The sequence below is a fragment of the Lentzea jiangxiensis genome (genome assembly GCF_900104175.1).
In the GTDB taxonomy this organism is placed as follows: domain Bacteria; phylum Actinomycetota; class Actinomycetes; order Mycobacteriales; family Pseudonocardiaceae; genus Lentzea; species Lentzea jiangxiensis.
The window spans coordinates 195,774-221,303 of the sequence record NZ_FNIX01000007.1 but is presented as its reverse complement, the minus strand read 5'-3'; the positions used below and the strand labels follow the sequence as shown (position 1 = coordinate 221,303).

Here is a 25,530-nt window from a genome sequence, read left to right as displayed (position 1 = left end):
GACGGCGGGAACACGTAGGGGGACGAGCCGCGGTTCAACGAGTTTCGAGGAAATTTTTCCAGGCGGCGAAACTGAAGGTCAGGACACCTCCGGAGGGGTTCTTCGAGTCACGGACGAGAGCGTCAGCGGACAGCGACACCTCGACGCAGTTGTCGTCCTCAGTGCCACCGCTGTAGCTGCTCTTACGCCATGAGCTGTCCTGGGTCATCGAAGTCCTCTCGCGGTCGGCCGACGTACTCCGCCAGCTTGCTCCGCGATTGTTCCGCATCCAAGGCGATCTCAGCCAGACGGTCGAACAGCAACCGGGTGCGGGCGATCACGCCCGGATCCTGCACGAACACCTTGGCCAGGTCGGTCGAGGTGAACGCCACCGGCATCGCCTTCTCGTACTCCCACAGCACACAGCTCGTCCAAGCCACGGACACCTCGGCGGGCACGATCCGGATCGCGTGCGAGCTGAACAACAGCTTGGCGTACTGGTCCTCCATGACCGCGTGGTCGCTGACCCTCATCCGCAACGCCTGCTCGTGGACGTAGAACAGGCACTTCGGTCGATCATGCCGCCTCAGGATCGCCTGCCGATCCATCCGGAACTGCACGACGGTCGGGATTCGCTCCTCGGGCACGACCCCGGTCAGCCGGTAAAGCCCGTCGGCGTACTCCGGTGTCTGCACCAGACCCGGCACGGCGTTCGGGTCGTAGCTGGTGATCGTCGTGGCCGTGGACTCCGCCATCGCGAGCGTCCGCAGGTTGTCCGGCACCTGGACGATGTACTCCTCGAAGGCGTTGCGGTAGCGCCGCTTGAAGTCTTCGAAGAAGTCGATGTCCTTGCCCAGCATCGACAGGTACTGCACCAGGTCGATCTCGCTGGGGCGGTACTTGCCGTTCTCCAGCGTCGAGACCTTGCTGGGGTCCCAGCCCAGGCGGACGGCGAGGGCCGCGCCCGTCAGACCGGTGCTGGTTTCGCGCACCTTGCGCAGTTCGTCGCCTAGGTCCCTGCTGTACGCAGTGGACGGTGTGCTCGTGGCCATGGCTCGACGTTAGGGCTTGCTCGAAGAGCAACAAGGGGCTCGATGGGGTGAAATCGGGGCGGCACCGGTCGAAGCTTCCCGCTAGTCGCGCGCCTTGATGGCGGCAAGCCTCGTGGCCCACTCGCGTTCGGCGACCTCCAGACTCCGCCGGTGGCCTCGGCGAACACCAGCACCTCGTCGGTGCACTCGCCCCACTCCAGGAACTGGTAGCCGGGTGCGCCCTCCGCTAGGCGGCCGAGCTCGTCCTTGTTCTTCTTGACCAGCAACGGCGGGTAGAACGCGTTGTCCCACGAGTTCACGTGCAGGCCGCCGGCGAAGATGTCGACGCACAGCAGTCCCGGGTCCCGTTCGACGTGGAACTCCAGGGCGAACCCGACCCAGGATCCGAACATCACCCGCCGGATCCCAGGGGAGGCCTCCGCCTTGCCGCCCACACCGTGCGTTCGGTGCGCAGGGCGAGGTCGTCGCGGCTCAGGGCCTTGGCGGCCTCTTGCGGCGGCAGTTGCCTGCCGAGGACGATCTGCGCGTAGCGCTCCACCTCCGGCGACCGTTCGATGTGGACGGTAATGGTGCGTTCGCCTTCCCGCACGAAGCCCGCCGCGGTGAGCATCGGCCCCCAGTCGGCGCCGCGGTGGGGCAGGCGTTCGTCGAGGGCGTCCGGGGCTTGCCCGGGGAAGAACCGCGGCATGCCGGCCAGTTCGACGACGGCGAGCAGACCGCCGGCCGCCAGCACGTCGTGGAGCCGGCGGAGGGTGTGTGCCGGGTCCTTCAGGTGGTGCAGGGAGGCGGAGGCCCAGATCAGGTCCGGGGCGCCGAGGTCCGGCACGTCGGTGTCCAGGTCGGCCAGGACGGTGTGGACCCGGTCGGCCAGGCCTCGCTCGCCCGCCTTGACGCGCAGGCGCTGGAGGTGTTCCAGCGAGGAGTCGACCGCGGTGACGTGGGCCTCGGGGAAGCGGGCGAGCAGGGCGAAGGTGCCCGCGCCCGTGCCGGCGCCCAGGTCGACCACGTGACGCGGCGAGGTGGTGGGGAGCCAATCGATGATGTCGGCCGTGTGGGTGGCGAGCAGTTCGGCGTCGAGGTCGAGGATTTCGGCTTGGTCGATGATGTCGGCGTGGCCGTGCCCGTACCCGTGGCCATGCCCGTGACCGTGTCCATGCCCGTGTCTGTGGTCGTTCATGCCCTCAACGTAGGTCGGCCATGCGTCAGATGCACGACCGCTTGCGCATCCGGCAAGAAGATCGCCCGGCCAGCTGCCCTGGGCGCAAGGTCGACCACTCCTGACCACCTCACCGGCCTCCCGATCAGCCCTTCCGATCCGCGTTGTGCCCCCGCCGAGCCTCCCGGTCGAAGATCCCGAGGATCTCGCAGGGCCCCCCAGCCGTCCCGATCGCGTGCGGCAGCATCGTGGGGAACTCGGCCGCCTGGTTGGTCTCCACCCGGATCCGCCGGTTCCCGAGCAGCAGCACCGCCACCCCGGACAGCACCACCAGCCACTCCCGCCCGGAGTGGGCGCGCAGCGAGGCGGGGTTGTCCGGCGGTGGCGAGGTCATGCGCTGGCGCATCACCGTCATGCCCGGCTCGGCCTTGATCGGCCACCGCATCGTGCCGTGCGCGCCGTCGAGCATGGGGCTGACGATCACGTCGTCGGTGTCGGTCTCGACCAGCTGGTCCAGCGAGGTGTCGAGGGCGCGCGCCAGGACCACCAGCTGGTCCAGGGCGAGGCGGCGCTGGCCGTTCTCGATGCGGCTGAGCGACGACGGGCTCAGCCGGGCCCGGCCGGCCAGCTCGTCGAGGGACCAGCCCTGCGCCACCCGCAGGGCGCGGATGCGTTTGCGCACGAGGCCGTCCAGGTCGCCATCTTCTTGCGTCATGCGCATGAGCGTATGCCTGATGAGCAAACAGTGCTTGGCTTCGCCGTGTCCGCAACGGTCTCGTGCTGATGGCGCTGTTCGTCACCGACACCACCTCTCACCGTCCTGCCCGGCGGACCGCCACGGCGACCGGCGTGGCCGTCATGGCGGCCCTGTTCGCCCTGGTGGTCAGGCGTCGAGGAGCAGGTCGAGGAGCTTCTGCGGCGGCTCGTCGCCGAACAGGCTCTGGACCATCTCCTCGGAGTCCGCGGCGGTCTCGGCGGCGCGCACGAACATCGTCTCCTCGTACGACGACAGCGCGGCCTCGACGTCGCCGGGGTGCTCGGCGAGCGCGAGGGCGAGGTCGGCGCCGTCGAGCAGGGCGAGGTTGGCGCCTTCGCCGTTCGGGGCCTGCAGGTGCGCGGCGTCGCCGAGGAGGGTCACGCCCGGCACGCGGTCCCAGCGGTGTCCGGACGGCAGGGCGTGGTGCGGGCGGAACACCGGCTCGGTGTCGGACTCGGTGATCAGCGCGGTCAGCTCGGGCGCCCAGCCCTCGAACTCGGCGGCGATCCTGCCGAGGTCGTCGAACCACTCCAGCGGCCTCGTGAACTCCACGTAGGCGTGCAGGGTGCCGCCGCTCTCGCGGTGCGCGAAGATGCCCTTGCCCTGCGAGGGCACGATCATCATTCCGCCGCCGACCGCCTTCGCCACCTCCGGGTGCCGGGTGTCGGCGTCGTGGAGGTACGTCTCGACGAACGACACGCCGGTGTACTCCGGCTTGGCGTCGGTCAGGGCGGACCGGACGCGGGACCACGCGCCGTCCGCGCCGACCAGCACCTCCGCCTCGACGGTGGTGCCGTTCGCGAAGGTCACCGTCCTGCCCTGGACGCCGACCACCTTGTGGCCCCAGCGGACGGTGCCCTCCGGCAGCGAGTCGAGGAGCATCCGGCGCAGGTCGGCGCGCTGCACCTCGGGACGTCCGCCGGTGCCGTCGTCGCCCTTCTCGAACAGCACCGAGCCGTCGGGGTGGAGCACGCGCAGGGCCTGGCGGCCCTCCAGGACGAGCGCGCGGAACTCGTCCACCAGACCGGCGGCCTCGACGGCCTTCTGGCCGTTGTAGTCGTGGATGTCGAGCATCCCGCCCTGCGTCCGCGCCGTCGGCGACTCCTCCGCCTCGTAGACGGCGGAGGGGATGCCGTGGACGTGCAGCACGCGGGCGAGCGTGAGGCCGCCGAGACCGGCGCCGATGATCGTGACCTGCATGGGTGAACTCTCCTGGTGGGTCGTGCCGCCCGGTGGTGGGCCGGCACGACCTACCCTCCGCCCGGCCGCTGGCACCGGGCGCACACCTCCCTGGCACCGGCTGACAGCGCTGACACGACACCGAGCAGGTGCAATAACGTGGCGGACGTGAGCTACCGCTACGAGATCACCCGGGCGGTCGTGCGGCAGGGCATCATCGCGATCATCCGCACCGCCGACACCGCCTCCGCCGTCCAGGCGGCCACCGTCCTGCTGGAGGCCGGCCTGACGTCCCTGGAGCTCCCGCTGACGAACCCCGGTGCCCTGGAGGCGATCCGGGTGCTGCGGGCGGACCACCCCTCGGCTGTCATCGGCGCGGGCTCCGTGCTGGACGAGGCTTCCGCGGTGGCCGCCGTTCGAGCCGGGGCGCAGTTCCTGGTCGCACCGAACCTGGACGCGTCGGTGATCCGCGCCGGACACCGGTACGGGGCGGCGGTGCTGCCCGGAGCCGGGTCGGTGTCCGAGGTCGTCCAGGCGCTGGAGTCCGGGGCGGACGCGGTGAAGGTGTTCCCGGCGCCGACACCGCGGTGGGTCGAGGACGTGCTGGCCGTGTTGCCCTACGCGCCGTTGGTGCCCACGGGCGGGGTGGCACCGGCGGATGTTCCCGCCTGGCTGGAGGCGGGCGCGGTGGCCTGCGGGGTCGGGTCCGCCCTCGCCCGCACGCCGATCGAGGAGATCAAGACGTTCATCCGCGCTTGATCGATACGACACCCCCGCCCGGTTGTGAAAGACTTTCACGTCCTCCACCATCGGGCCTCATGCGCCTGATCACGCTCGCCGCCGCTGCCGTGCTCACGATCTCCGCCGCCCCCGCGGTCGCGGCCCCGGCCGCCCCGAGGATCGCCACCTACAACGTGTTCATGCTCTCGCGGAACCTCTACCCGAACTGGGGCCAGGTCCAGCGGGCCGACCTCGTCGACAGCACCGGCGTGCTGGACGGCCAGGACGTCGTGGTGCTCAACGAGGCCTTCGACAACACCGCGTCCGACCGCCTCCTCGCGAACCTGCGCGACACCTACCCCCACCAGACGCCGGTGCTCGGCCGCAGCCGTGCCGGGTGGGACGTCACCAGCGGCCGGTACAGCGACGCGACGCCGGAGGACGGTGGGGTCGCCGTGCTGAGCCGGTGGCCGATCAGCACGCGGATCCAGCACGTCTACCGCGACGGCTGCGGCGCCGACTGGTTGTCCGCCAAGGGGTTCGCGTACGTGCGGGTCGAGGCGCCGTCCGGGCCGCTGCACGTGATCGGCACGCACATGCAGGCCGAGGACTCGGCGTGCGCGAGTGCGCCCGGTGGGTACCGGGCGAAGCAGCGCGCCGAGATCAGGGCGTTCCTCACGGCGCGGAACATCCCCGCGGCCGAGCCCGTCTACGTGGCCGGCGACCTGAACGTGGTCGGGGCGAGCGCCGAGTTCCCGCGCATGGTCGCGGACCTGGGCGCGCGGACCCCCGAGATGAGCGGGCACCCGTTCTCGTGGGACTGCGCGGACAACAGCGTCTGCCGCGACCAGTACGGGCCGGAGTACGCGTCCGAGCAGCTCGACTACGTGCTGACGGTGCAAGGTCCCCTGCTGCGCAACGAGACCCGGCGCGTGAAGAGTCCTGAGTGGTCGATCTGGTCGTGGGGGCGCAAGTACACCTACAACGACCTGTCCGACCACTACCCGGTCTTCGCCGGCTGAGCCCGGCGGGCGCCACCTCAGTGCTCGCAGCAGCCCATCGGAGTGCGCGGAGCGTCGACGGGTTCCTGCGCCGCCGCCTCGATCTCGCGCAGCACCCGTGCCCTGTCGGCCGGTCCGAGGTAGCGGCCACGGGTGACGACGGCGTGCACGCGGCTTGTGTTCGTGATGTCCTGCAGCGGGTTCGCGTCCAGCACGACCAGGTCGGCCTGCTTGCCGGGCGTCACGGTGCCGGTCTCGTGGCCCAGTCCGAGGCACCGGGCGGCCTCGCTGGTCGCCGCCCGGAGCGCCGCCATCGGCGACAGGCCCGCCTGGACGAGCAGCGCCAGTTCGTCGTGCAGCGAGAAGCCCGGGAAGACGTAGGCGAACCCCGCGTCGGTGCCCGCGACGACACCGACACCGGCCTCGTGCATCTGCCCCAGCAGCCGCATCCGCGCGTCGCCGAACCTCCGCAGTTCGGCCACCTCCTCCGGGGTGCGGGGCGGGCGACCGGACATGATCGCCTGCCACTGCGCGCGCAGATCGGCCGGGATGTACCGCATCCGTTCAAGCGCCACCGGGTCGCTGGTGATGCTCTCGGGTGAACGGGACATGTTGCGTTCCACGAAGAGCGTCGGCGACTGCCAGGTGCCCTGCCGGGCCATGGCGGCGAACAGCTTCCGGGCCCGCTCGGGCGAGTGCGTGGCGACGGCCGCGCGTTCCACCCGGCCTGCGTGACGGCCCCACCAGTTCGGGTTCGCCTGGTCGTCGGGCCTCGCGCGCAGCTCGGCGTAGAGGACGTCGGCGTTGTCCGAAGTGGACGTGAACAGGTTGTAGAGGTGTTCGTGCGTGTGCTGTGCCAAGGCGTCCTGCACCGGGACCCGTGCGGGAACGTGGCCCGCGAACGGGATCCGCAACCGGCGCGCCTCGTCGGCGATGGCGGCGTGGCACTGCGGGGACAGGAACGAGTAGACCTTCACGAAGTCCGCTCCCCCGTCCTTGGCGCGGCGCACGGCGGCGCGGGCCTCGTCCGGGGTGCGCACGACGTCCGACCCTGGCCAGATGGAGCCGGGACCGTCGACGATCGCGCTGGCGACGACCATGCGCGGACCGAGGATCTCACCGGACTCGATGCGGCGACGGGTGTCGTGCGTCTCGGGCAGGCCGAACATCTCGCGGACGCCCGTCACGCCCTGGACGACGTGCAACGGCGCGAGGGTGTTCTCGAAGTACGTCGCGTGCGTGTGCAGGTCCCACAAGCCCGGGATCACGTACTTCCCGGCGAGGTCGACCACCCGAGCGCCGCGCGGGACGTCGCGGTGCCGTCCGGCGGCCAGGATCCGGTCGCCGGCCAGCACGACGGTCGCGTCGCGCACGGGGGGCCGCCCGGTGCCGTCGACGAGCGTGGCCCCTCGCAGCACCGTGACGCCGCTCGACGCCTCCGCCGGGTGCCCCACCACTCCCAGCACGGCCGCCCCGAGCGCGCCCTTTCCGATCCAGGACAACAGGTCCCGGCGTGCCACATCCCCCACTGCTCCACCTCTCCCCCGAAGTTCCTCCACGCTAGCGGCTCCGTGGAGGGCGGACAGTAGGGCTGGCACCCGCTTCCACGGCCGGGTGCACACCACCACGTGGTCGACGAGCACCGGCACGGACGTCACCGTCCCTCTTCTGCGGTGGCGCTGTCGAGGGCGCGGTTCAGCGCTGTCACGTTGACGGTGGTGGTGAAGGTGCCGCGGGTGTGGTCGGCGACCAGCTCGCGGACCTCCTCCACCGGCAGCCCGGACGCGCGCGCCACGCGGGGCACCTGCAACGCCGCGTACTCCGGGCTGATGTGCGGGTCGAGACCGGACGCGGAGGCCGTCACGGCGTCCTGCGGGACCTGGCTCTCCGGCACGCCTTCGCGGCGCGCGACCCGCGTCCTGCGCTCCGCGACGACCACCGTGTAGTCCTCGTCGATCTCGCTCTTGTTGGAGCCACCGGACGCGGGCGGCGTCGTGGCGGACGGCCTCGGCACGAAGTACCGGTCCCCTTCGCGCACCACGGCCACGAGGTCGGTGTTCTGCGCCTCGGCGCGGGTGTGCAGGCCGGGGAGCCGCGAGACGCCCCACACCGACAACGGGTACAACACGCCGAGGAGCACCGTGAGGGCGAGCAGGATCCGCAGGACCGCCCACGACTGCTTGAGGAAGTTGTCCATCGGTTCAGCCGATCCCGGGGATGAGTCGCACGAACAGGTCGATCAGCCAGATCCCGGCGAACGGCGTCACGACGCCGCCCAAGCCGTAGATCAGCAGGTTGCGCCGCAGCAGCGCGGAGGCGCTGGACGGCCGGTACCGCACACCTCTCAGCGCCAGCGGGATCAGCGCCACGATCACCAGCGCGTTGAAGATCACCGCGGACAGGATCGCGGACTGCGGCGTCGCGAGGTGCATGACGTTGAGCCGGTCGAGCGCCGGGTAGATCGCCGCGAACATGGCCGGCAGGATCGCGAAGTACTTCGCCAGGTCGTTGGCCACGGAGAACGTCGTCAGCGCGCCGCGGGTGATCAGCAGCTGCTTGCCGATCTCCACGATCTCGATGAGCTTGGTCGGGTCCGAGTCGAGGTCGACCATGTTGCCGGCCTCCTTCGCGGCGGACGTGCCGGTGTTCATCGCGACGCCGACGTCGGCCTGGGCCAGCGCGGGCGCGTCGTTCGTGCCGTCACCGGTCATCGCGACGAGCCGCCCGCCCTCCTGCTCCTTGCGGATCAGGGCCATCTTGTCCTCGGGCTTGGCCTCCGCGAGGAAGTCGTCCACTCCCGCTTCCGCGGCGATGGCCTTCGCGGTCAACGGGTTGTCGCCGGTGACCATGACCGTCCGGATGCCCATCGCGCGCAGCTCGGCGAAGCGTTCCTTCATCCCGGGCTTCACCACGTCGGACAGCCGGACGACGCCGAGGACACGACCGTTCTCCGCCACGACGAGCGGGGTGCCGCCCTGCGCGCTGATCCCGTCCACGACCTCGCGCGCCGGGTCGGTCAGCTCGAACGCGGACGCGGCGCCCTTGCGGACCACCCGGCCGTCGAGGTCGATGCCGGACATGCGGGTCTGCGCGGTGAACGGCACGAACTCGCCGGTCTTCTCGTGCTCGTCCGCGGGCTCACCGCCCGCGAGTTCGAGGATGCTGCGGCCCTCGGGGGTGTCGTCGGCGAGGCTCGCGAGCCGTGCCGCCGCCACCAGCGTCTCGTGGGAGGTCGTGCCGACCGGGATGAACTCGGTCGCGTGCCGGTTGCCCCACGTGATCGTCCCGGTCTTGTCGAGCAGCAGCGTGTCGATGTCGCCGGCCGCCTCGACGGCCTTGCCGGAGGTGGCGAGCACGTTGCGCCGCACCAGCCGGTCCATGCCGGCGATGCCGATCGCGGACAGCAGCGCGCCGATCGTCGTCGGGATCAGGCAGACCAGCAGAGCGGTGAGCACGACCACCGACTGCTCGCCGCCGGAGTAGATCGCGAACGGCTGCAGCGCCACGACGGCCAGCAGGAAGATGATCGTCAGCGTCGACAGCAGGATCGTCAGCGCGATCTCGTTCGGCGTCTTCTGCCGTTCGGCGCCTTCCACCAACGCGATCATCCGGTCCACGAAGGACTCGCCGGGCCTGGTCGTGATCCTCACGACGATCCGGTCGGACAGCACCGTCGTGCCACCCGTGACGGCGCACCGGTCGCCTCCGGACTCGCGGATGACGGGCGCGGACTCGCCGGTGATCGCCGACTCGTCGACGGTCGCGATGCCCTCGACGACGTCGCCGTCACCGGGGATCACCTCACCGGCCTCGACGACCACGAGGTCACCGATCTTCAGCTCGGTGCCGGGCACGACGTCACCGCTGGCGAGCCGGGCGACGGCGTCCTCCTTGGTCCTGCGCAACGACTCGGCCTGCGCCTTGCCGCGTCCCTCCGCGACGGCCTCGGCGAGGTTCGCGAACAGCACGGTGGACCACAGCCAGGCCGCGACGGCGATCGTGAAGACGCTCGGCCCGGTCACCGCGAACACGGTGACCAGCGCCGATCCCGCCCAGACGACGACCATGACGGGGCTGCGCAGCTGGTGGCGCGGGTGGAGCTTGCGCACCGCCTCCGGGAGTGCGGCGGCGATGCCCGGCTCGGCAGGGGTCTTGTCCTGCCGCGGGGCCGGTTTCCGGAGCGTGGCGGTCACAGCAGTGCCTCCGCGATGGGACCCAGGGCGAGAGCGGGAACGAACGTCAGCGCGGCCACCAGGACGATCGCGCCGGTCAGCAGCGTCGCGAAGAGCGGGCCGGTGGTGGGCAGCGTGCCCGCCGTGACCGGCACCTTCTTCTGCGCCGCGAGGGATCCGGCGAGCGCCAGCACCGCGATCATCGGGACGAAGCGGCCGAAGAGCATGCACAGGCCGAGCGAGGACTGGAACCAGTCGCTGGTCGCGGTGATGCCCGCGAACGCGCTTCCGTTGTTGTTGGAAGCCGACGCGTAGGCGTAGAGGATCTCCGACAGACCGTGCTCTCCCGGGTTGTTCAGCGCGGCCGGCGTGCCCGGCAGAACAGCGGCGATGCCGGCTCCGACCAGCAGCACGGTCGGCATCGCGAGGATCGAGACCGCGGCGGCCGTGACCTCCCTGCGCCCCAGCTTCTTGCCGAGGTACTCGGGCGTGCGGCCGACCATCAGCCCGGCGAGGAACATCGCGATGACCGCCATGACGAGGATGCCGTAGAGACCGGTTCCGACACCGCCGGGCGTCATCTCGCCGAACAGCATATTCAGCATCGCCGCACCGCCACCGAGCCCGGTGTAGCTGTCGTGCAGCGAGTTGACCGCGCCGGTCGACGTGCCCGTGGTGGCGTCGGCGAAGATCGCGCTGCCGGGGATGCCGAACCGGAGCTCCTTGCCCTCCAGCGGCCGGACGCCGTTCGCCTCGGCGGCCCAGATCACCGCGAGCATCGCGGACCAGATGACGCCCATGACGCCGAGCAGGACGTGACCCTGCTTCGCGGTGCCGACGAGCCGGCCGAACGTGCGGGTGAGCGCGACCGGGACGACGAGGATCAGGAAGACCTCGACGAGGTTGGTCCACTCGTTCGGGTTCTCGAACGGGTGCGCCGAGTTGGCGTTGAGCACGCCGCCGCCGTTGGTGCCGAACGCCTTGATGACCTCCTGGCTGGCGACCGGAGCGTTCGCCACCACCTGGCCGTCGACGTCCACCCCGGACTCGAGGCTCATCGTCACGCCGAGCGCGACCAGCACGACGGCGCCGATGAACGCGATGGGCAGCAGGATCCTGACGGTGCCGCGGGTCAGGTCGACCCAGAAGTTGCCGAGCCGGTCCGTCTGGTGCCGCACGAATCCGCGCACCAGCGCGACGGCGACGGCCAGGCCGACCGCCGCGGACACGAAGTTCTGCACGGTCAGGCCGATCATCTGGACCGCGTGGCCCATCACGACCTCCGGCACGTACGACTGCCAGTTGGTGTTGGCCACGAAGCTGATCGCCGTGTTGAACGCCATGCCGGGGCCGACGTTGCCGCGGTCGAAGTCGAACGGCAGCAACGACTGCAGCCGCTGGACGATGTAGAGGAACACGATGCCGACGAACGAGAAGCCGAGCACGCCGTAGGCGTAGGTGCTCCACTTCTGCTCGGCCTCGGGGTCGATCCGCGCGAACCGGTAGACGGCTCGTTCGAGTCCTAAATGGCCTTTCGCGGTGTACACGCGGGCCATGTGGTCGCCAAGGGGCCGGTACGCGACCGCGAGGGCCGCGAAGAGGATGCCGACCTGCAGGAGGCCGGCGGCGAGAGGTGGCATCAGAACTTCTCCGGCCTGACGAGTGCGATGACCAGGTAGACGAGCAGCACGAGCGCGATCACGCCGCCGGCGGCGTTCGCGACGAGTCCCGTGCTCACAACTTCTCCAGTCCACGCACCGTCAGGCCCAGCACGACGAAACTCCCGATCAGCAGCAACGCGTAGGCCAGGTCGGCCATGACGCCGCTCCCTTCCACGACTTGGCGTTCTTGAGGACGCCCGGCAGCGTGCATCACGAAATGCCTGATCAGGGGATGCCTGACAACGTCCTTACGGGGGCAGGCCCGGCCTTTACGCGTTCTTGAGGCAGGAGAGACGCCGGTCTCATCCGATAGGGCTCATCGCGGTCACGATCTGTGAGACCTGCCTGGTGGCGGTCGACGGCGTGGACGGCGCAGGCAAGACGACGTTCTGCGACGCCTGGACGGGGTGCCGCGGGGCCGCGAGGTGGTCCGGGCGTCTTCCTCGACAGCTTCCACCACCAGCGGTCCATCTCGTGGGCCGCTGAATTCCTCGATCTTCCTGCACGCCGGCTTCCCGGTGTCCGTCGCGCGAGCCTCGCGATCGACTGGCAACACCGGCCCCCGAATTGTTGCCGAACGTGATAACGCCTGGTCACTCCCGGACGACCTATCGACCACAGCGTCCGATCGGCGTAACGAGGAGGTCGCCATGGCGACCACGTTCTGGGCTGGGTGCTTGCCGACGAACTCCGCGACGCCGTTGGTGACCAGGCGTCGCGGGAGGGCTCAGCGGGCGTCCTTTGTGGATCTCGACGTTCTCACACGACACGAACGTCGTGGGCGGGAAGGCCGTTCCACCACCGTGCGTAGCGGCGGTACACCTGCGGTTCCCTGTCCCCGAGGAGTTTCTTCAGCGTCGCGGCCTCTTCGGCGAGGCCGGTCCAGTCGTCGTCGCTGAGCGCGTGGAACGAGGTCGCTTCGATTCCGCCGTCCTCGGTGGGACGCCAGACGCCGGCGACCCGGCCGTCGACGAGGAGGGTGGGCAGGGTGTCGCCGTTGGTGCGGATGACCACTTTCCGGTAGGGCTCCGGGATCAGCCGGGTCCGGTCGGCGTAGGCGAGCAACGTGCTGTCCCACATCGCCATCAGCCTGGGCGGCGCCGGGGTCTCCTCGTCCGGCACCGTCCGGTGGGGAACGTCGTAGTAGCCACCGGACTCGGTGAGGTCGAGCAGTGCCAGGGCTTCGCGGATCGTCGTGCGCGGCAGCATGGTGAACTGGTTCATGTCGGGCACGGTCGCCGGTCCGAAGCCGGTGAGGTAGCGGCGCAGCATCGCGGCCACGCACTCCAGCCGTTCGCGCGCCCGCGTCGTCACGGACCGGTAGGCGGGCCGCAGGCCGAAAGACCACGGCCCGCCCGTCGGCGCGTGGACAAGACCTCCGTAGGTCCGCAGCGCCCACCAGACGCCCGGTTCGCCGACGTCGCCGACGTGGGAGTGCAGCAGTTCCTCGATCTCGGCCTTCTGCCGCGGCGTCCTCGCGAACTCCAGCAGGTGCCCGAGCAACGCGTCGGTCTGCTCGATCGTGACGTCCATGCCCTTGAAGCGCTTGTCGTACAGCCGGGAGGCGCGCAACGCGGGCAGCATCGCGTGGTGGAACACCTCGTGGTCGGCGGCGGTGACGGCGTGCAGGGTGATCCGCATCAGCGACGCCTTGCGGACCGCCCCGCTCGTGAACGCCTCGTCCAGGTCCGCCGGGTCGAAGTCCTCGACCCGGTTCCACAGCGCGAGGTACGGCGACGCGGGTTCCTGCGCCTGGATCGCCACGACCCGGTCCACGGCCGTCAGCACGTCCACGGGTTCACGCCTCAGCAGCATCTGCCGGTCGAGGGTGGCGCGGTTGAGCTGACGGGCCGTGTAGGTCATGACCGCCAATCCTGGCTCACCGGAGCTTCGACGGCCACCAGATCCGGCCACCGATGTCCACCGACAGCGCCGGGACGAGCAACGACCGCACCAGCAGCGTGTCGAGCAGCACGCCGAACGCCACGATGAACGCGATCTGCGTCAGGAACAGGATCGGCAGCACGGCCAGCGCCGCGAACGTCGCCGCGAGCACCACACCGGCCGACGTGATCACGCCACCGGTGAGGCTGAGGCCCCTGATCGTGCCCTCGACCGTGCCGAGCCGCCGGGTCTCCTCGCGGACGCGGGTCATCAGGAAGATGTTGTAGTCGATGCCCAGCGCCACCAGGAACACGAACCCGAACAGCGGCACCACCGGGTCCGAGCCCGGGAAGTCGAAGACGTGGTTGAACACCAGCGCCGACACGCCCATGGTCGCCGCGAACGACAGCACCACCGTCGCGATCAGCAGCAACGGCGCGAGCAGCGACCGGAGCAGCACGGCGAGGATCAGGAAGATCACCACGAGCACGATGGGGATGATCAGCGTCCGGTCGTGCTCGGACGTCGTCCTGGTGTCGAGCAGCGTCGCCGTCGGCCCGCCGACCTTCGCCTCGCCCGTCCCGCGCACGGCGTCGCGGATCCGTTGCACGGTCGCGACCGCCGCGTCGGAGTCGGGCGCGTCCGCGAGCGTGGCCTGGATGCTGACGAGCCCGTCCGCGGTTCCGGCCGGCCGGACCTCGGCGACACCGTCCACCTCGGCCTTCCGCAGGACCTCCGCGGCCTCCGCCTCCTGCGCGATGATGATCGTCGGCGACCCGGTGCCGCCGGGGAAGTGCCGCGACAGCACCTCCTGGCCCGCGACGGACTCGACCTCGGTGAGGAACACGTCGGACTGCGCCGTGCCGGACGCCTTGAGCTGCGGCAGGAACGCCGCGCCGACGAGCAGCACGAGCGTCGAGACGACCCAGATCGCCCGGGGCTTGCTGCGCACGAAATTCGCCGTGCGCCCCCAGAGCCCGCTCGTCTCGGGGTGCCCGGAGCCGAACTTCGGCGCGAACGGCCAGAAGGCGGCCCGTCCGAGCAGCGCCAGCACCGCGGGCAGGAACGTCATGGTCGTGATCAGCGCGGCGCCGATGCCGATGGCCGCCACCGGCCCGAGGCCCTTGTTCGAGTCGAGGTCGCTGAACAGCAGGCACAGCACGCCGAGGATCACGGTGCCGGCGGACGCGGCGATGGGCTCGATCGTGCCGCGCCAGGCCGCCCTGATGGCGGCGACCCTGTCCTCGCTGTCGCGCAGCTCCTCGCGGAACCTCGACACCAGCAACAGGGCGTAGTCCGTCGCGGCGCCGACCACCAGGATCGACAGGATGCCCTGGCTCTGGCCGTTGAGCGCCAGCACGTCGTTCTTGGCGAGCAGGTAGACCACGAAACTGGCCAGCCCCAGCGCGAACACCGCCGACACCAGCACCACGACCGGCAGGATGGGACTGCGGTAGACGACGAGCAGGATCAGCGCGACCACCGCGGCCGCGACGACCAGCAGCAACCCGTCGATCCCGCCGAACGCCTCCACGAGGTCCGCGACCTGCGCCGCCGGCCCGGTGACCAGCACCGTCAGCCCCTCGGGCGCACCTCGCGCGCCGTCGCGGAGCTGGAAGACCGAGTCCTTGACGTCCTTGGCCGGATCGAGCAGCACGACGAGCTGCGCGGCCTCGTTGTCGTTGGGCGCCGGGATCACCGGCGACGCCTGGAAGCCCTTGGCCTGCTCGGCGAGGTACTTCTTGTCGTCCTCGGTCAGCCCGCCGGAGCGTTCCACCACGACGATCGCCGGGATGGCCTCCTCGCGCTGGAACTTCTTCTGCAGCTCGGCGACCTGGGTGGACTCGGCGGAGTTGGGCAGGAACGCACTGCTGTCGTTCTCCGCCACCTCCGACAACTTGCCCGCGTACGGGCCGGTGAAGCCGCCCAGGGCCAGCCAGACCACGAGCAGGACGCCGGCGAGGACTCGCATCAGATGTTCCTTCGATCGTCGAACGTTTCGATGGCCGAAACAGTAAGCTGTCCCCGTGAACGATGCAACCGACTACGACCTGAGCATGATGTTGCGCACGCTGGTGATGGAGTCGAACCGGTTCCTGGAGATCTTCAGCGCCGCTCACGAGTTGCATCCCACCGACATGACAGCGCTGAACCTCATCATGACCACTCCGATGACACCCGGCACGCTGGCGAGGGCGCTGAACCTCAGCGCCTCGGCCACGACGTCCGTCCTCGACCGCCTGGAAAGGGCCGGCCACGTCGTGCGCGACCGCGATCCCGGCGACCGCCGCCGCGTCGAGCTGCGGGTGCTCGACACGGCGACGGCGCTGGCGGCCACGTTCTTCCAGCCGCTGGCCCGGGAGTACGCCTCGGCCTGGGCGGGGATGAGCCCGGACGAGCGGGGGGTGGTGGCGAAGTTCCTCGCGTCGACGATCGAGGCGACCTCGCGGGTGCGCGAAGAGGTCAGCGGCACGGGCTGAGCCGCGGCTTCGACCCGGGCTCCCGGCGTTCCGGGGCCGGCTCCTGCGCGAGGAGGGCGTCCACCACGGGGACGCTTTCGCTCCAGCGAACAGCGACTGACCGGACCTCCGCGCCCGTCGGCCCGGTCACCCTCGACGTCCTCCGCCCCGGCTACCGCTGAGCCGACGGCAGCCGTCGCCCGCACACCAGCAGCAACAGGTTCTGCGCCTCGTCCCTGACCGGCTGCCCCTGCCCGAACGCCCACTCCAGGTCCGTGGCCTCCAGCCGCTTGTCCCGCAGGTCCGCGCCGAAGTACTCGACGTTGGCGGGTTTCATGCCGTCGAGGACCATCCGCAGCCGCTCGTGGGGCACCTTGCGGTCCAGGCCGAGCGCCACCGTGATGTCCAGTCCGTGGATCACGTCGTGCGACAACGCGCCCACCGCGCCTCCACCGGGCGGCGTCCACGGGTGGTCGACGTTGGCCTTCAGCGTTCGCAGCAGGTCGCCCGTGGACAGTGCCGCCGCGTCCTGGCGGGCCATGCGGTCGGAGGCGTGGTTGAAGCGACCCGCCGACTTGAGCAGCTCCCACAGCACGCGCCTGCCCGGCGAGCGGTACGGCAGCGTCGTGTGGGCGACGACGTGCTTGACGGTCCAGCCCTCGCAGAGGCTGGGGGCGTTCCACTGGTCCTCGGTCAGTCCGCTGAGGAGCTCGGCCTGCTCACGTCGTTCGGCCGCCACCGCGGCCCGGATGTCCTGCGTCATGGTCGTGTGTACGGATCGTCCGGCCCGGACTCATCGGTCCGCGTAGGGTCGGTGCGTGATCGACGCGCTGGAGCCGTTCCGGATCGAGCTGACCGGCTACTGCTACCGCATGCTCGGCTCGGGCTTCGAGGCCGAGGACGCCGTGCAGGAAACACTCGTGCGCGCATGGAAGGCGTACGACAGCTACGACCCGTCACGCGCGTCGCTGCGCACGTGGCTCTACCGCATCGCCACGAACATCTGCATCGACATGCAACGGTCGGCTCAGCGGCGTGCTCTGGCCGTTGACCTCGGGCCGTCGGGCGGGGAGATCGGCGCTCCCCTGCCCGAACGCGTCTTCGTGCAGCCGGTGCCGGACGCGGCGGTGCTGCCCGAGGACCTGGCGATCCGCCGCGAGACCGTGCGGCTGGCTTTCGTGGCGGCACTCCAGCACCTGCCGGCCCGGCAGCGCGCGGTGCTGATCCTGCGCGACGTGCTGGCCTGGCAGGCCGCCGAGGTCGCCGCCCTGCTGGACATCTCCGTCGCCGCGGTCAACAGCGCGTTGCAGCGGGCTCGGGCGTCCCTGCGCGACGTCGACCCCGGGGAGCCGCTGGACCCGGCGGATCCTGTGCAGAAGTCACTGCTCAGCCGGTACTGCGAGGCGTTCGAGCGGCACGACGTGCGGACGTTGGTCGCGTTGCTGCACGAGGACGCCACGATGTCGATGCCGCCGTTCAGCTGGTGGCTGCGCGGGCGTGAGGCGATCTCCCTGGCGTTGAGCGATCCGAACGCCTCGTGCGACGGTGCTTGGCTGGTGCCCGTCGGGGCGAACGGGTCGCCCGCCTACTGGCAGCTGCGGCCGGGGATGGAGCAGCCGTTCGGGCTGGTGTTCCTCGACGTGCGGGGTGGGCTGGTCACGGGGACGACGACGTACCTGAACGTCGACGAGTTGCTGCCGTTGTTCGGCGCACCGATGAGTTCCGGGCGGCCGTCCCGTACCACCGTGGACGACTAGGAGGCGTTAATGGGGATCCAGCCCATCATCATCACCCCGGACCTGCCGGCCGTGCAGGCGTTCTACGAGCAGGTCTTCGGCGCGACCGAGGTCTTCCGGTACCCGGAGCAGGGCGAGGTGTTCTACAAGGCCCTGCGGATCGACGAGTCCGAGCTCGGCCTCGTCGCGGAGGACGCCGACCTCTCGGCGACGCCGCGGATCGCGCTGGACATCGCCGTGACCGACGTCGACGCGCTGCTGCCGCTGGTCGAACCCGCGGGCGGGCGGGTGCGGGGACCGGCGAACGACATGCCGTGGGGCCGCCGGGTCGCGCACGTGTTCGATCCGGACGGAAACCCCGTGAACCTCACGCAGCAGCTCTAGTCGGCCGGAGGATCCGGATCCTGCCGTCGGACGACGACGGCGTGTGGGCCGTGAGGTGTTCCTTGTGCGCAAGGCGTTTCGGCGGCAGGAGCCGACGTACGAGCGCGGCAGGTGCTCGAGGAGGCCGGGTTCGTGGAGGTCACGCGTCCGACGAAGCGGCGGTTCGTGATGAGGGTGGACTTCTGGGGCGGGCCGAGCCACTAGACCGCCCCGACCAGATCACGGCGCTCCGGTCGCGCAGCCGAGCGGATCCGGCCCCAGGGCTTGAACACCGACAGGAAGTAGGCGAGCAGCAGCAACGTCGGCGCCACCACGACCGGGTGCGCCAGGCCGGACGGCAGCACCGCGGACGGGTCGCCCGCCAGCATCCGCTCGCCGATCCGCGCCGCCTCCGCCACGCCCGGCCGCAGCGCGAAGGCGATCAGCAGCGACATGCCGACGTTCAGGAACAGCTTGAGAGCGACCCACCAGTACCGCACGAGCCCGTACCTGCTGCCCAGACCGAGAACGACGCCGGAGATCATGCACACGACGCTGGCCCCGAACATCGGCCAGATCGCGAAGAGGTCCACGGCCTGGACGGCGATGCCGGCCACCGAGGTGTCCTCTGTGGACAGGGCGACCACGACGAGGATCCCGAACGCGAGGTCGATGCCGAGCCACGCCGCCGCCGCCAGGACGTGCACGAGCAGCACCGCCTTGCGGGTACGGCCACTGAGCTTGCGGGTGGAAGTCATCGCGGTGCGCTCCTTCTCTCGTGGTGTCGCGTTCTACTCTCGCCACCACGAACGCCCGCATCATCCGCTCACACAAGGATCCCGCGTACGTCAGTCTGCGTACGAGCCTCAGCCACCCGGCGTCACGATCCCGCGCTCGTAGGCGAACACGACGGCGTGGGTGCGGTCGCGCAGGCCCAGCTTGGTCAGCACGCGCGAGACGTGCGTCTTCACGGTGGTCTCCCCCAGGAACAGCGTGGCGGCGATCTCCGCGTTCGAGGCGCCCTTCGCCAGCTCCACCAGCACCTCGAACTCGCGGTCGGTGAGCTCCGGCGGACGGGTGCGCTCCCGCGCGGAGGTGCTGAAGCGCGCGATGACCCGGCGCGTCACCTCGGGTGACAGGAGGGCGTCGCCGCGGGCGACGACGCGGACGGACTCCACCAGGTCCTCGGGTGAGGCGTTCTTGAGCAGGAAGCCGCTCGCCCCCGCCTGCAGCGCCTCGAAGAGGTAGTCCTCGCGGTCGAACGTCGTCAGGATGACCACGCGGGTGCCGTGCCCCGCCGAAAGGATCTGGCGGGTGGCCTCGAGGCCGTCCACGCGCGGCATCTGGACGTCCATCAGCACGACGTCCGGCTTCAGCTCCGCGACCAGCTCGACGGCCTGGGCACCGTCGCCCGCCTCGCCGACCACCTCGATGCCCGGCTCGGTGCCGAGGATGACCCGGAAGCCGGCTCGGACCAGGTCCTGGTCGTCGGCCAGCACGACTCGCAAGCTCACGCCTTCTCCTCCGAAGCCGTCGGCAGCGACGCACGGACCAGGTAGCCCGCTTCGCGCCTTGGTCCTGCTTCCAGCGAACCGCCGTGCACGGCCAGACGTTCCCGCATGCCGACGAGCCCGAAGCCTGGTCCGGTCTGGGAGGGACGGCCGCGCCCGTCGTCGGTGATCTCCACCTCCAGAGCGCTGTCGAGGAACCGCATCCGCACGTCGACGTGCTTGGCGTCGGCGTGCTTCACCACGTTCGTCAGTGCTTCCTGCACGACCCGATACGCCGACAAGGCGACACCAGACGGCACCTCCCGAGGTGCACCGTAGACGCCGTGCGAGACGTCGAGGCCGGTTGCGCGGGCGTTCTCGAGCAGCTCCGGCAGGTCGTCGAGTCCGGGAGCGGCCTTCAGGTCGGGTTCGGCGTCGGCGCGCAGCACGCCGAGCAGGCCGCGCAGCTCGCTGATCGCGGTCCGGGCGGTCTGCTCGACGGTCTGCAGCGCGTCGCGGGCCAAGGCCGGGTCGGAGTCCAGGACGCGGCGGGCGGCACCTGCCTGGATGCCCATCACGGACACGTGGTGCGCCACGACGTCGTGGAGGTCGCGGGCGATGCGCATGCGTTCGGCCGTGATGGCGCCCCGGGTGTTCTGCTCCTGCGAACGCCGCAGCTCCTCCTGCTGGAACTCCAGCTGAGCCAGGCGGCGAGCTCCCAGCCACGCCATCTCGCCGACGACGTAGGCGAACAGGAAGAAGAAAACGTTGAACTCGAGTCCGTAGAGGACGGACGCGAGCACGGGGTCGATCGGCCCCGCCGCGTTCTCGAAGTCGCCCCTCGGCCCGAGCAGCGCGCGGACGAGGTTGAACCCCAGCCACAGGAACATCGAGACGATGACGCCGACGCGCGACCACCGCGCCACGACGCGATTCCTCTCCCACGCGCCGACGGTGAAGATCGCGAGGAACAGGATCGCGGACGGCACCAGGTTGTCACCGACGCGGTTCATCTGCGCCGCGATGAAGATCACGGACACCACGACCACGACGGCGAGCGGGTAGCGGCGGCGCACCACCAGCGGCACGGACAGCGCGACCATCCACACCAGCTGCGCGGCGAGGCTCGGCGGGTTCCTGAACGCGAAGGCGCCCATGCTGTTGACCAGCGTCGTGACCTCGATCGCGCACAGCAGCACGATCACGGCGATGCCTATGTCACGCCGTCGTTGCGCGGGCGTGGGTCCGGGCCGCCGCCACTCGTTCCAGTCGGGCTCTTCCACGGGGCTCAAGGTACCTGCCGCCGGAGCCCGTTGATCTACGCTCGGTGCATGGACCTCAGTGTGACGGTGCTCGGCTGCGCGACGCCCTACCCGAGCGTGGACAACCCGTGCTCCGGCTACCTCGTGTCGCACGGCGGCACGCGCCTGTGGGTGGACGCGGGCGCCGGCACGCTCGGCCCGCTGCAACGGCACACGCGCCTGCAGGACCTCGACGCGATCTGGATCTCGCACCTGCACGCCGACCACAGCGCGGACCTGCTCACCGCCTACTACGCCCTGTTGTTCGCGGACGTCGAGCGCGACCCGGTGCCGCTGTACGGGCCGCCCGGCACCGCGGACCGCCTGGCCGCGTTCCTCACCAACGGACCGGAGCGCAGCCCGGTCGAGTCGGCGTTCGCGATCACCGAACTGCACGACGGCCACCAGGTGACCGTCGGCTCGGCCACCCTCACGACGGCCGCCGTCGAGCACGGCATCCCGGCGTTCGGCCTGCGCGTCGAGGCGGGCGGCAGGTCGCTCACCTACTCCGGCGACACCGCGCGCTGCGCGAGCCTGGTCGAACTGGCGCGCGGCACCGACGTGCTGCTGTGTGAGAGCGAAAGCGCGGAGGAGACCGCGGACATGGCCCACCACACACCGGAGCACGCAGGTCGGACGGCCTCCGAAGCCGGTGCGGGCCGCTTGGTCGTCACGCACGTGGGCCGCTTCCTGACCTCGCGGGACGCGGTCACCCGTGCCTCGTCGCGGTACTCGGGCGAGGTGTCCTACGCCGAGCCGGGCACGACGATCACAGCTGGTTGATGCGAACCAGGTTGCCGGCCGGGTCGCGGAACGAGCAGTCGCGCACGCCCCACGGCTGGTCCTCGGGCTCCTGCAGCACCTCGCCGGCGCCGGACGACTCGACCCACGCCCGCGCGCGGTCGAACGTGCCCTGCAGGTCCTTCGAGGCGAGCGAGATGGCCGTGTAGACGCCCTTGGCCATCAGGACGGCGATCGTGCGGCGCTCCTCGTCGCTCACGCCGGGGTCGGCGGCGGGCGGGTGCAGGACGATGCCGGTCTCGGGCTGGCCGGGCGGACCGACGGTGATCCAGCGCATGGTGCCCTGGCCGACGTCCTGGCGGACCTCGAAGCCGAGGGCGTCGCGGAAGAAGCCGAGGGACTTCTCGGGGTCGTCTGCCGGGAGGAACGCCGAGGCGATGATGACGGACATGGCGGTCAACCTAGTCCGCGGGCCCGGCGGTCGCTTCTCGATTCCTGATCGGCCGCATCACGGCCTTGGCCAGGCAGTTCGGGATGCCCAGGCCGTCGGTCGCGGCGACCTTGCGGTACTGGCTGGGTGACATGCCCACGAGTTCGGAGAACCTCGTGCTGAACGTGCCGAGCGAGCTGCAGCCGACCTCGAAGCAGACGTCGGTGACGGACATGTCGCCGCGACGCAGCAACGTCATGGCGCGCTCGATGCGGCGGGTCATGAGGTAGCTGTAGGGCGACTCGCCGAACGCGGCGCGGAACGCGCGCGAGAGGTGGCCCGCCGACAGGTGGACGCCGCGCGCGAGTGCCGCCACGTCGAGCGGCTGGCGGTACTCGCGGTCGATCCGGTCGCGGACCTTGCGGAGCAGGACCAGCTCCTGCAGGCGCGGGTCTTGGGCGGTCACGTTCGACAGCCTAAGGCCCGCGCCTGACAGGTCGCTGACTCCCAGGGACTAGCAGGCGCCCTGGTCGCGCCAGACGCCCCACTCACCGGCGGTGCCGGGCTCCTCGCCCTGCGTCCACCACTGGGCCCGCCACTTGCGGCCCTTGTGCGACACCTCGTTGCCTCCGTTGTAGACCTTCGCCCTGTCCCACGCCGGCAGCGAGCAGACCGGCGGGGTCGTGGTCGTCGTGGTCGTCGTGGTGGTCGTGGTGGTGGTCGTGGTCGTCGTGGACGTGGTCGTGGAGGTCGGCGGGGTGCCGCCACCGATGCGCGGGTGGTCAGCCGAGATCGCGTACGACTGGCCGCCGAACGTGAACACGAAGTTCGACGGGGTCGAGATCGGCAGCTGGTAGCTGACGGTCAGCTCGATCGACGCGCCCGGTGCGAGCGACTGCCACGACGGCAGCGCGAGCTCCACCTTCTGGAAGTCGCCCTTCAGGCCGCCCACGTTCGGCCCGGTGTGTCCCTTCGAGACGACCTTCAGCCCGAAGCCGGACTGGTCGGCCATGCTGCCGGGAGCGCTGGTGCCGTAGTCGAACGCGATCTTCGTCCCGCCGGGGATCGTGACGTTCGACCGGTTGGTGAACTTGATCTTCGGCGTGATCGGGTAGTTGTTGTCCCCCAGCGCGTAGCCGTAGATGTCGACGTCCACGGCCAGCGACTGCGTCTGCTGCGTGGTGGCCTTCAGGGCGCCGTAGGGCGCGGCACCGTTCAGGCCGGTGTTGATGGTCGACAGCAGGGTGTCACCGATAAAGTACTCGTTCTTGGCGGAGTCGAACCGGTAGTCACCGGCGAGCTCCCAGATCATGATGCCGCCGAGACCCTTGTCCCGCACGTACTTCGCCTTCTCCGCGATCGACTGCTCGGTCTCGGTGGAGAGGAACACCTTCTTGTCGTTGTTCCACAACCACGGCGACTTCAGCGTCGAGTCGTAGTGCGGCGTGTAGGTGCCGGTGAGGCGGTCGGTCGGGTCGTTGACCGGGTCGAGACCGTACTGCGGACCGTACGAACCGGCGATCTTGGCTTCGAGGTTCTTGGTGTGCCACAACGGGTTCACACCGGACGGGACCTCGGCGCCACCGGCGGTGACGTCGTGCCAGATGTTGTCGATGCCGGACGCGCCGTTGCCGCACGGCGTGGTCGAGCCGACCGAGGAACCGGTGCCGGGCGGGCACTGCGACTGGTTCGGCAACGCCGCCTTGCCCCACAACCCGTTCGTGCCACCGGTGACGCCCTGCCAGCCGCGCGAGTAGAACGGCACACCGATGTTGATGCGTCCGGCCTGCATGGCGCCGCGGTAGTAGTGGTACGCCCAGTCGGTGTTGAGATAGCCCATGCCCTCGTACTGCGGGGCCGTGTAGACGCCACCGGCCGAGAGCTCGCCGTCCTTGCCGTCGTCGTAGAGAGCGGCGTTCGGGCCGACGAAGTGGTTCCACGAGCCGTGCAGGTCGTAGCTCATGACGTTGAGGTAGTCGAGGTACTTGACGACCTGGTACGCCTCCTGGCCGCGCAGCAGCCAGCCCGAGGCGGGCACGGCGGCGGTCAGCAGGTAGTGCTTGCCGTCGGCGGCACCGGCGCGGTCGAGCTTCTCGCGCAACGTCTTCATGATCGCCTGGTAGCCGGCCCACAGCGTGCCGCGGTTGGCGTTGGAGATCCAGAAGTCGTCGGGGTTGCCGGCGTGGTTGTTCGACGTCGCGTACTCGTAGTCGATGTCAGCGCCGTTGAAGCCGTACTGGCGCAGGAAGGCCACGACGCTGTCCGCGAACGTGTCGATCGCGGCCTGGTTCTGGCCGAGCTTGTAGAAGCCGCCCGAAGCGTTGCGGGTGCCGTCGGCGTTGAAGAAACCGCCCGTCTCCGCCCAGCCGCCGACCGAGATCAGCGTCTTGACGTCCGGGTGCTGCTTCTTGAACTTCGTCAGCTGGTTGAAGTGCCCCTTGTAGGGCAGCGACGGGTCCATCTCGGAGCCCGCGACACCCGGCCACTCCATGCCGATCGACGAGTTGGCCGGGCTGTTCGCGCCGACCGAGATCTTGTTCTGCGCGTCGATGTGCGCGAACGCGTAGTTCAGGTGCGTGACCTTGTTCCAGGGGATGTCCTTCGCGAGGTAGCCCGGCTGACCGTTCTTGCCGGTGCGCCAGCTCGTGAAGTACCCGATGACCCTCCGGGACTCGTCCCCCATGATCTCGCGCCCGGCGGTGTCGTAGACCGTGCAGTACGGCGACTCGACACCCGGCGTCTTGTACAGCCCGTCCGGCCGGCAGTCCTCGTGGGCTGCGGCTGCGGTCGGCGCGGTGGTCACAGCTATCACGGTCCCGGCTAGCAGGGCTAGCACCGGAACCACTCTGGCGAGCAGTCGCAAGGGAAGGACCTCCTGGCTAGGGCGGCGGCCCCTGCCGGGAACGGTAAAATGGTCCAGACCTTTAGGTCAATACTCGATCACTGACATTCCGTGTCAGTGAATCGGTTTAGCGTCCGTTTCCGTGAGCGAGAACGATTTCGACTTCCTCCACGGCCGGTGGCACGTGGCCAACCGCAAGATCGCCGACATCCCGGGCCGCGGCACCGAGTGGGTCGAGTTCGACGCGACGGCCGAGGCGAGACCGCTGCTCGGCGGCGCCGCGATCATCGACAGCTTCTTCGCCGACGGATGGGAGGGCATGACGCTGCGCCAGTACGACCCGGCTCGTGACGTGTGGCGCATCTGGTGGGCTTCCACCCGCGCTCCCGGCCAGTTGGACCCGCCGCTGGAGGGGCGGTTCAACGGGGAGCACGGCGTGTTCCTCGGGGATGACGTGGTAGGCGGGCATCCGGTGAGGCTGCGGTTCGACTGGACGGCGGGGCCGGAGCCTGTCTGGCAGCAGGCGTTCTCGTACGACGGTGGGGAGACCTGGGAGCCGAACTGGATCATGCGGTTCACGCGCGCTCGGTGAAGGCGCCCCTCGGCT

The 25,530-nt window shown here is 70.1% G+C and carries 26 protein-coding genes; 7 read left to right on the top strand and 19 right to left on the bottom strand.

Going from position 1 to position 25,530, the window contains the following annotated elements:
* Positions 1-34: 34 nt before the first annotated feature.
* The 5 genes from BLQ91_RS21555 to BLQ91_RS21530 all read right to left on the bottom strand — a co-directional run bounded on the left by BLQ91_RS21555 (position 35) and on the right by BLQ91_RS21530 (position 4,144).
* The gene (locus tag BLQ91_RS21555; RefSeq protein ID WP_090099093.1) at positions 35-208 is read right to left on the bottom strand and encodes a DUF397 domain-containing protein; all 174 of its coding nucleotides are present in this window, start codon (positions 206-208) and stop codon (positions 35-37) included.
* Positions 183-1,031, bottom strand: coding sequence for a helix-turn-helix domain-containing protein (locus BLQ91_RS21550; protein ID WP_090099091.1), 849 nt, complete (start codon positions 1,029-1,031; stop codon positions 183-185). Before BLQ91_RS21550 ends, BLQ91_RS21555 begins: the two co-directional genes overlap by 26 nt.
* A gap of 391 nt (positions 1,032-1,422) precedes the next feature.
* Complete coding sequence (locus BLQ91_RS21540; protein WP_090099089.1) at positions 1,423-2,208, bottom strand: class I SAM-dependent methyltransferase; 786 nt, start codon at positions 2,206-2,208, stop codon at positions 1,423-1,425.
* A 124-nt stretch (positions 2,209-2,332) separates the two neighbouring features.
* Positions 2,333-2,902 carry a helix-turn-helix transcriptional regulator gene (locus tag BLQ91_RS21535; protein WP_090099220.1) on the bottom strand — a complete coding sequence of 190 codons (570 nt, stop codon included), beginning with the start codon at positions 2,900-2,902 and terminating at the stop codon, positions 2,333-2,335.
* A gap of 168 nt (positions 2,903-3,070) precedes the next feature.
* Positions 3,071-4,144, bottom strand: coding sequence for an FAD-dependent oxidoreductase (locus BLQ91_RS21530; protein WP_090099087.1), 1,074 nt, complete (start codon positions 4,142-4,144; stop codon positions 3,071-3,073).
* A gap of 147 nt (positions 4,145-4,291) precedes the next feature.
* Between BLQ91_RS21530 and BLQ91_RS21525 the strand changes: the two genes are divergently transcribed.
* Both BLQ91_RS21525 and sph read left to right on the top strand, forming a co-directional pair.
* Complete coding sequence (locus tag BLQ91_RS21525) at positions 4,292-4,882, top strand: bifunctional 4-hydroxy-2-oxoglutarate aldolase/2-dehydro-3-deoxy-phosphogluconate aldolase (protein ID WP_090099217.1); 591 nt, start codon at positions 4,292-4,294, stop codon at positions 4,880-4,882.
* Between the two features lie 59 nt (positions 4,883-4,941).
* Positions 4,942-5,865: a sphingomyelin phosphodiesterase gene (gene sph / locus BLQ91_RS21520; protein WP_090099085.1), complete on the top strand. Its 924-nt coding sequence runs from the start codon at positions 4,942-4,944 to the stop codon at positions 5,863-5,865.
* Between the two features lie 17 nt (positions 5,866-5,882).
* On the opposite strand, the gene BLQ91_RS21515 is transcribed toward sph, so the two are convergent.
* From BLQ91_RS21515 to BLQ91_RS21485, 7 genes are all read right to left on the bottom strand, one after another.
* Entirely contained in the window at positions 5,883-7,373 is a 1,491-nt protein-coding gene (locus tag BLQ91_RS21515; protein WP_090099083.1) for an amidohydrolase family protein, read from the bottom strand.
* A gap of 125 nt (positions 7,374-7,498) precedes the next feature.
* A complete protein-coding gene (locus BLQ91_RS21510; protein WP_090099080.1) occupies positions 7,499-8,041 on the bottom strand; it encodes a potassium-transporting ATPase subunit C in 543 nt (180 codons plus the stop codon).
* Between the two features lie 4 nt (positions 8,042-8,045).
* Positions 8,046-10,037, bottom strand: a complete 1,992-nt coding sequence (gene kdpB / locus BLQ91_RS21505) for a potassium-transporting ATPase subunit KdpB (protein ID WP_090099079.1) — start codon at positions 10,035-10,037, stop codon at positions 8,046-8,048.
* On the bottom strand, positions 10,034-11,656 hold the full coding sequence (gene kdpA, locus BLQ91_RS21500) for a potassium-transporting ATPase subunit KdpA (protein ID WP_090099076.1): 1,623 nt from the start codon (positions 11,654-11,656) through the stop codon (positions 10,034-10,036). The genes kdpB and kdpA overlap by 4 nt, the downstream gene beginning before the upstream one ends.
* Positions 11,656-11,754, bottom strand: coding sequence for a K(+)-transporting ATPase subunit F (gene kdpF / locus BLQ91_RS21495; protein WP_090099074.1), 99 nt, complete (start codon positions 11,752-11,754; stop codon positions 11,656-11,658). The genes kdpA and kdpF overlap by 1 nt, the downstream gene beginning before the upstream one ends.
* Positions 11,755-12,436: 682 nt before the next feature.
* Entirely contained in the window at positions 12,437-13,540 is a 1,104-nt protein-coding gene (locus BLQ91_RS21490; RefSeq protein WP_090099216.1) for a winged helix DNA-binding domain-containing protein, read from the bottom strand.
* A gap of 16 nt (positions 13,541-13,556) precedes the next feature.
* Positions 13,557-15,533, bottom strand: a complete 1,977-nt coding sequence (locus BLQ91_RS21485; protein WP_090099072.1) for an MMPL family transporter — start codon at positions 15,531-15,533, stop codon at positions 13,557-13,559.
* Positions 15,534-15,588: 55 nt separating this feature from the next.
* On the opposite strand from BLQ91_RS21485, the gene BLQ91_RS21480 reads away from it, so the two are divergent.
* Positions 15,589-16,041, top strand: a complete 453-nt coding sequence (locus tag BLQ91_RS21480; protein ID WP_245733714.1) for a MarR family winged helix-turn-helix transcriptional regulator — start codon at positions 15,589-15,591, stop codon at positions 16,039-16,041.
* A gap of 151 nt (positions 16,042-16,192) precedes the next feature.
* On the opposite strand, the gene BLQ91_RS21475 is transcribed toward BLQ91_RS21480, so the two are convergent.
* The gene (locus BLQ91_RS21475) at positions 16,193-16,783 is read right to left on the bottom strand and encodes a maleylpyruvate isomerase family mycothiol-dependent enzyme (protein WP_090099070.1); all 591 of its coding nucleotides are present in this window, start codon (positions 16,781-16,783) and stop codon (positions 16,193-16,195) included.
* Between the two features lie 55 nt (positions 16,784-16,838).
* Here BLQ91_RS21475 and BLQ91_RS21470 point away from each other — a divergent pair, with 55 nt between their 5' ends.
* Complete coding sequence (locus tag BLQ91_RS21470) at positions 16,839-17,777, top strand: sigma-70 family RNA polymerase sigma factor (RefSeq protein WP_090099068.1); 939 nt, start codon at positions 16,839-16,841, stop codon at positions 17,775-17,777.
* A gap of 9 nt (positions 17,778-17,786) precedes the next feature.
* A complete protein-coding gene (locus BLQ91_RS21465) occupies positions 17,787-18,140 on the top strand; it encodes a VOC family protein (RefSeq protein ID WP_090099066.1) in 354 nt (117 codons plus the stop codon).
* Positions 18,141-18,340: 200 nt separating this feature from the next.
* Here the strand turns inward: BLQ91_RS21465 and BLQ91_RS21460 are convergent, their stop codons facing one another.
* From BLQ91_RS21460 to BLQ91_RS21450, 3 genes are all read right to left on the bottom strand, one after another.
* Positions 18,341-18,877, bottom strand: a complete 537-nt coding sequence (locus tag BLQ91_RS21460) for a hypothetical protein (protein ID WP_090099064.1) — start codon at positions 18,875-18,877, stop codon at positions 18,341-18,343.
* Between the two features lie 108 nt (positions 18,878-18,985).
* Positions 18,986-19,633: a response regulator gene (locus BLQ91_RS21455; RefSeq protein WP_090099062.1), complete on the bottom strand. Its 648-nt coding sequence runs from the start codon at positions 19,631-19,633 to the stop codon at positions 18,986-18,988.
* Positions 19,630-20,892, bottom strand: coding sequence for a sensor histidine kinase (locus BLQ91_RS21450; RefSeq protein WP_245733713.1), 1,263 nt, complete (start codon positions 20,890-20,892; stop codon positions 19,630-19,632). The genes BLQ91_RS21455 and BLQ91_RS21450 overlap by 4 nt, the downstream gene beginning before the upstream one ends.
* A 48-nt stretch (positions 20,893-20,940) precedes the next feature.
* Between BLQ91_RS21450 and BLQ91_RS21445 the strand changes: the two genes are divergently transcribed.
* A complete protein-coding gene (locus BLQ91_RS21445) occupies positions 20,941-21,693 on the top strand; it encodes an MBL fold metallo-hydrolase (RefSeq protein WP_090099060.1) in 753 nt (250 codons plus the stop codon).
* On the opposite strand, the gene BLQ91_RS21440 is transcribed toward BLQ91_RS21445, so the two are convergent.
* The 3 genes from BLQ91_RS21440 to BLQ91_RS21430 are packed head-to-tail and all read right to left on the bottom strand — an operon-like array spanning position 21,680 to position 24,893.
* Positions 21,680-22,102: a VOC family protein gene (locus BLQ91_RS21440; protein WP_090099058.1), complete on the bottom strand. Its 423-nt coding sequence runs from the start codon at positions 22,100-22,102 to the stop codon at positions 21,680-21,682. The two genes, BLQ91_RS21445 and BLQ91_RS21440, sit on opposite strands and share 14 nt — an antisense overlap.
* Before the next feature lie 10 nt (positions 22,103-22,112).
* Positions 22,113-22,547, bottom strand: a complete 435-nt coding sequence (locus BLQ91_RS21435; protein WP_245733712.1) for a helix-turn-helix transcriptional regulator — start codon at positions 22,545-22,547, stop codon at positions 22,113-22,115.
* A 48-nt stretch (positions 22,548-22,595) separates the two neighbouring features.
* Complete coding sequence (locus BLQ91_RS21430; RefSeq protein ID WP_425412513.1) at positions 22,596-24,893, bottom strand: glycosyl hydrolase family 18 protein; 2,298 nt, start codon at positions 24,891-24,893, stop codon at positions 22,596-22,598.
* Positions 24,894-25,065: 172 nt separating this feature from the next.
* Here BLQ91_RS21430 and BLQ91_RS21425 point away from each other — a divergent pair, with 172 nt between their 5' ends.
* Positions 25,066-25,515, top strand: a complete 450-nt coding sequence (locus BLQ91_RS21425; RefSeq protein ID WP_090099054.1) for a hypothetical protein — start codon at positions 25,066-25,068, stop codon at positions 25,513-25,515.
* Positions 25,516-25,530 lie beyond the last annotated feature (15 nt).

What these genes read in the sequence shown, in the direction of transcription:
- BLQ91_RS21465 (WP_090099066.1), top strand. Translation starts at nt 17,787, where the DNA reads ATGGGGATCCAGCCCATCATCATCACCCCGGACCTGCCGGCCGTGCAG.
- BLQ91_RS21540 (WP_090099089.1), bottom strand. Translation starts at nt 2,208, where the DNA reads ATGAACGACCACAGACACGGGCATGGACACGGTCACGGGCATGGCCAC.
- kdpA (WP_090099076.1), bottom strand. Translation starts at nt 11,656, where the DNA reads ATGCCACCTCTCGCCGCCGGCCTCCTGCAGGTCGGCATCCTCTTCGCG.
- BLQ91_RS21490 (WP_090099216.1), bottom strand. Translation starts at nt 13,540, where the DNA reads ATGACCTACACGGCCCGTCAGCTCAACCGCGCCACCCTCGACCGGCAG.
- BLQ91_RS21440 (WP_090099058.1), bottom strand. Translation starts at nt 22,102, where the DNA reads ATGTCCGTCATCATCGCCTCGGCGTTCCTCCCGGCAGACGACCCCGAG.
- sph (WP_090099085.1), top strand. Translation starts at nt 4,942, where the DNA reads ATGCGCCTGATCACGCTCGCCGCCGCTGCCGTGCTCACGATCTCCGCC.
- BLQ91_RS21510 (WP_090099080.1), bottom strand. Translation starts at nt 8,041, where the DNA reads ATGGACAACTTCCTCAAGCAGTCGTGGGCGGTCCTGCGGATCCTGCTC.
- BLQ91_RS21550 (WP_090099091.1), bottom strand. Translation starts at nt 1,031, where the DNA reads ATGGCCACGAGCACACCGTCCACTGCGTACAGCAGGGACCTAGGCGAC.
- BLQ91_RS21555 (WP_090099093.1), bottom strand. Translation starts at nt 208, where the DNA reads ATGACCCAGGACAGCTCATGGCGTAAGAGCAGCTACAGCGGTGGCACT.
- BLQ91_RS21475 (WP_090099070.1), bottom strand. Translation starts at nt 16,783, where the DNA reads ATGACGCAGGACATCCGGGCCGCGGTGGCGGCCGAACGACGTGAGCAG.
- BLQ91_RS21535 (WP_090099220.1), bottom strand. Translation starts at nt 2,902, where the DNA reads ATGACGCAAGAAGATGGCGACCTGGACGGCCTCGTGCGCAAACGCATC.
- BLQ91_RS21530 (WP_090099087.1), bottom strand. Translation starts at nt 4,144, where the DNA reads ATGCAGGTCACGATCATCGGCGCCGGTCTCGGCGGCCTCACGCTCGCC.
- BLQ91_RS21485 (WP_090099072.1), bottom strand. Translation starts at nt 15,533, where the DNA reads ATGCGAGTCCTCGCCGGCGTCCTGCTCGTGGTCTGGCTGGCCCTGGGC.
- BLQ91_RS21445 (WP_090099060.1), top strand. Translation starts at nt 20,941, where the DNA reads ATGGACCTCAGTGTGACGGTGCTCGGCTGCGCGACGCCCTACCCGAGC.
- BLQ91_RS21460 (WP_090099064.1), bottom strand. Translation starts at nt 18,877, where the DNA reads ATGACTTCCACCCGCAAGCTCAGTGGCCGTACCCGCAAGGCGGTGCTG.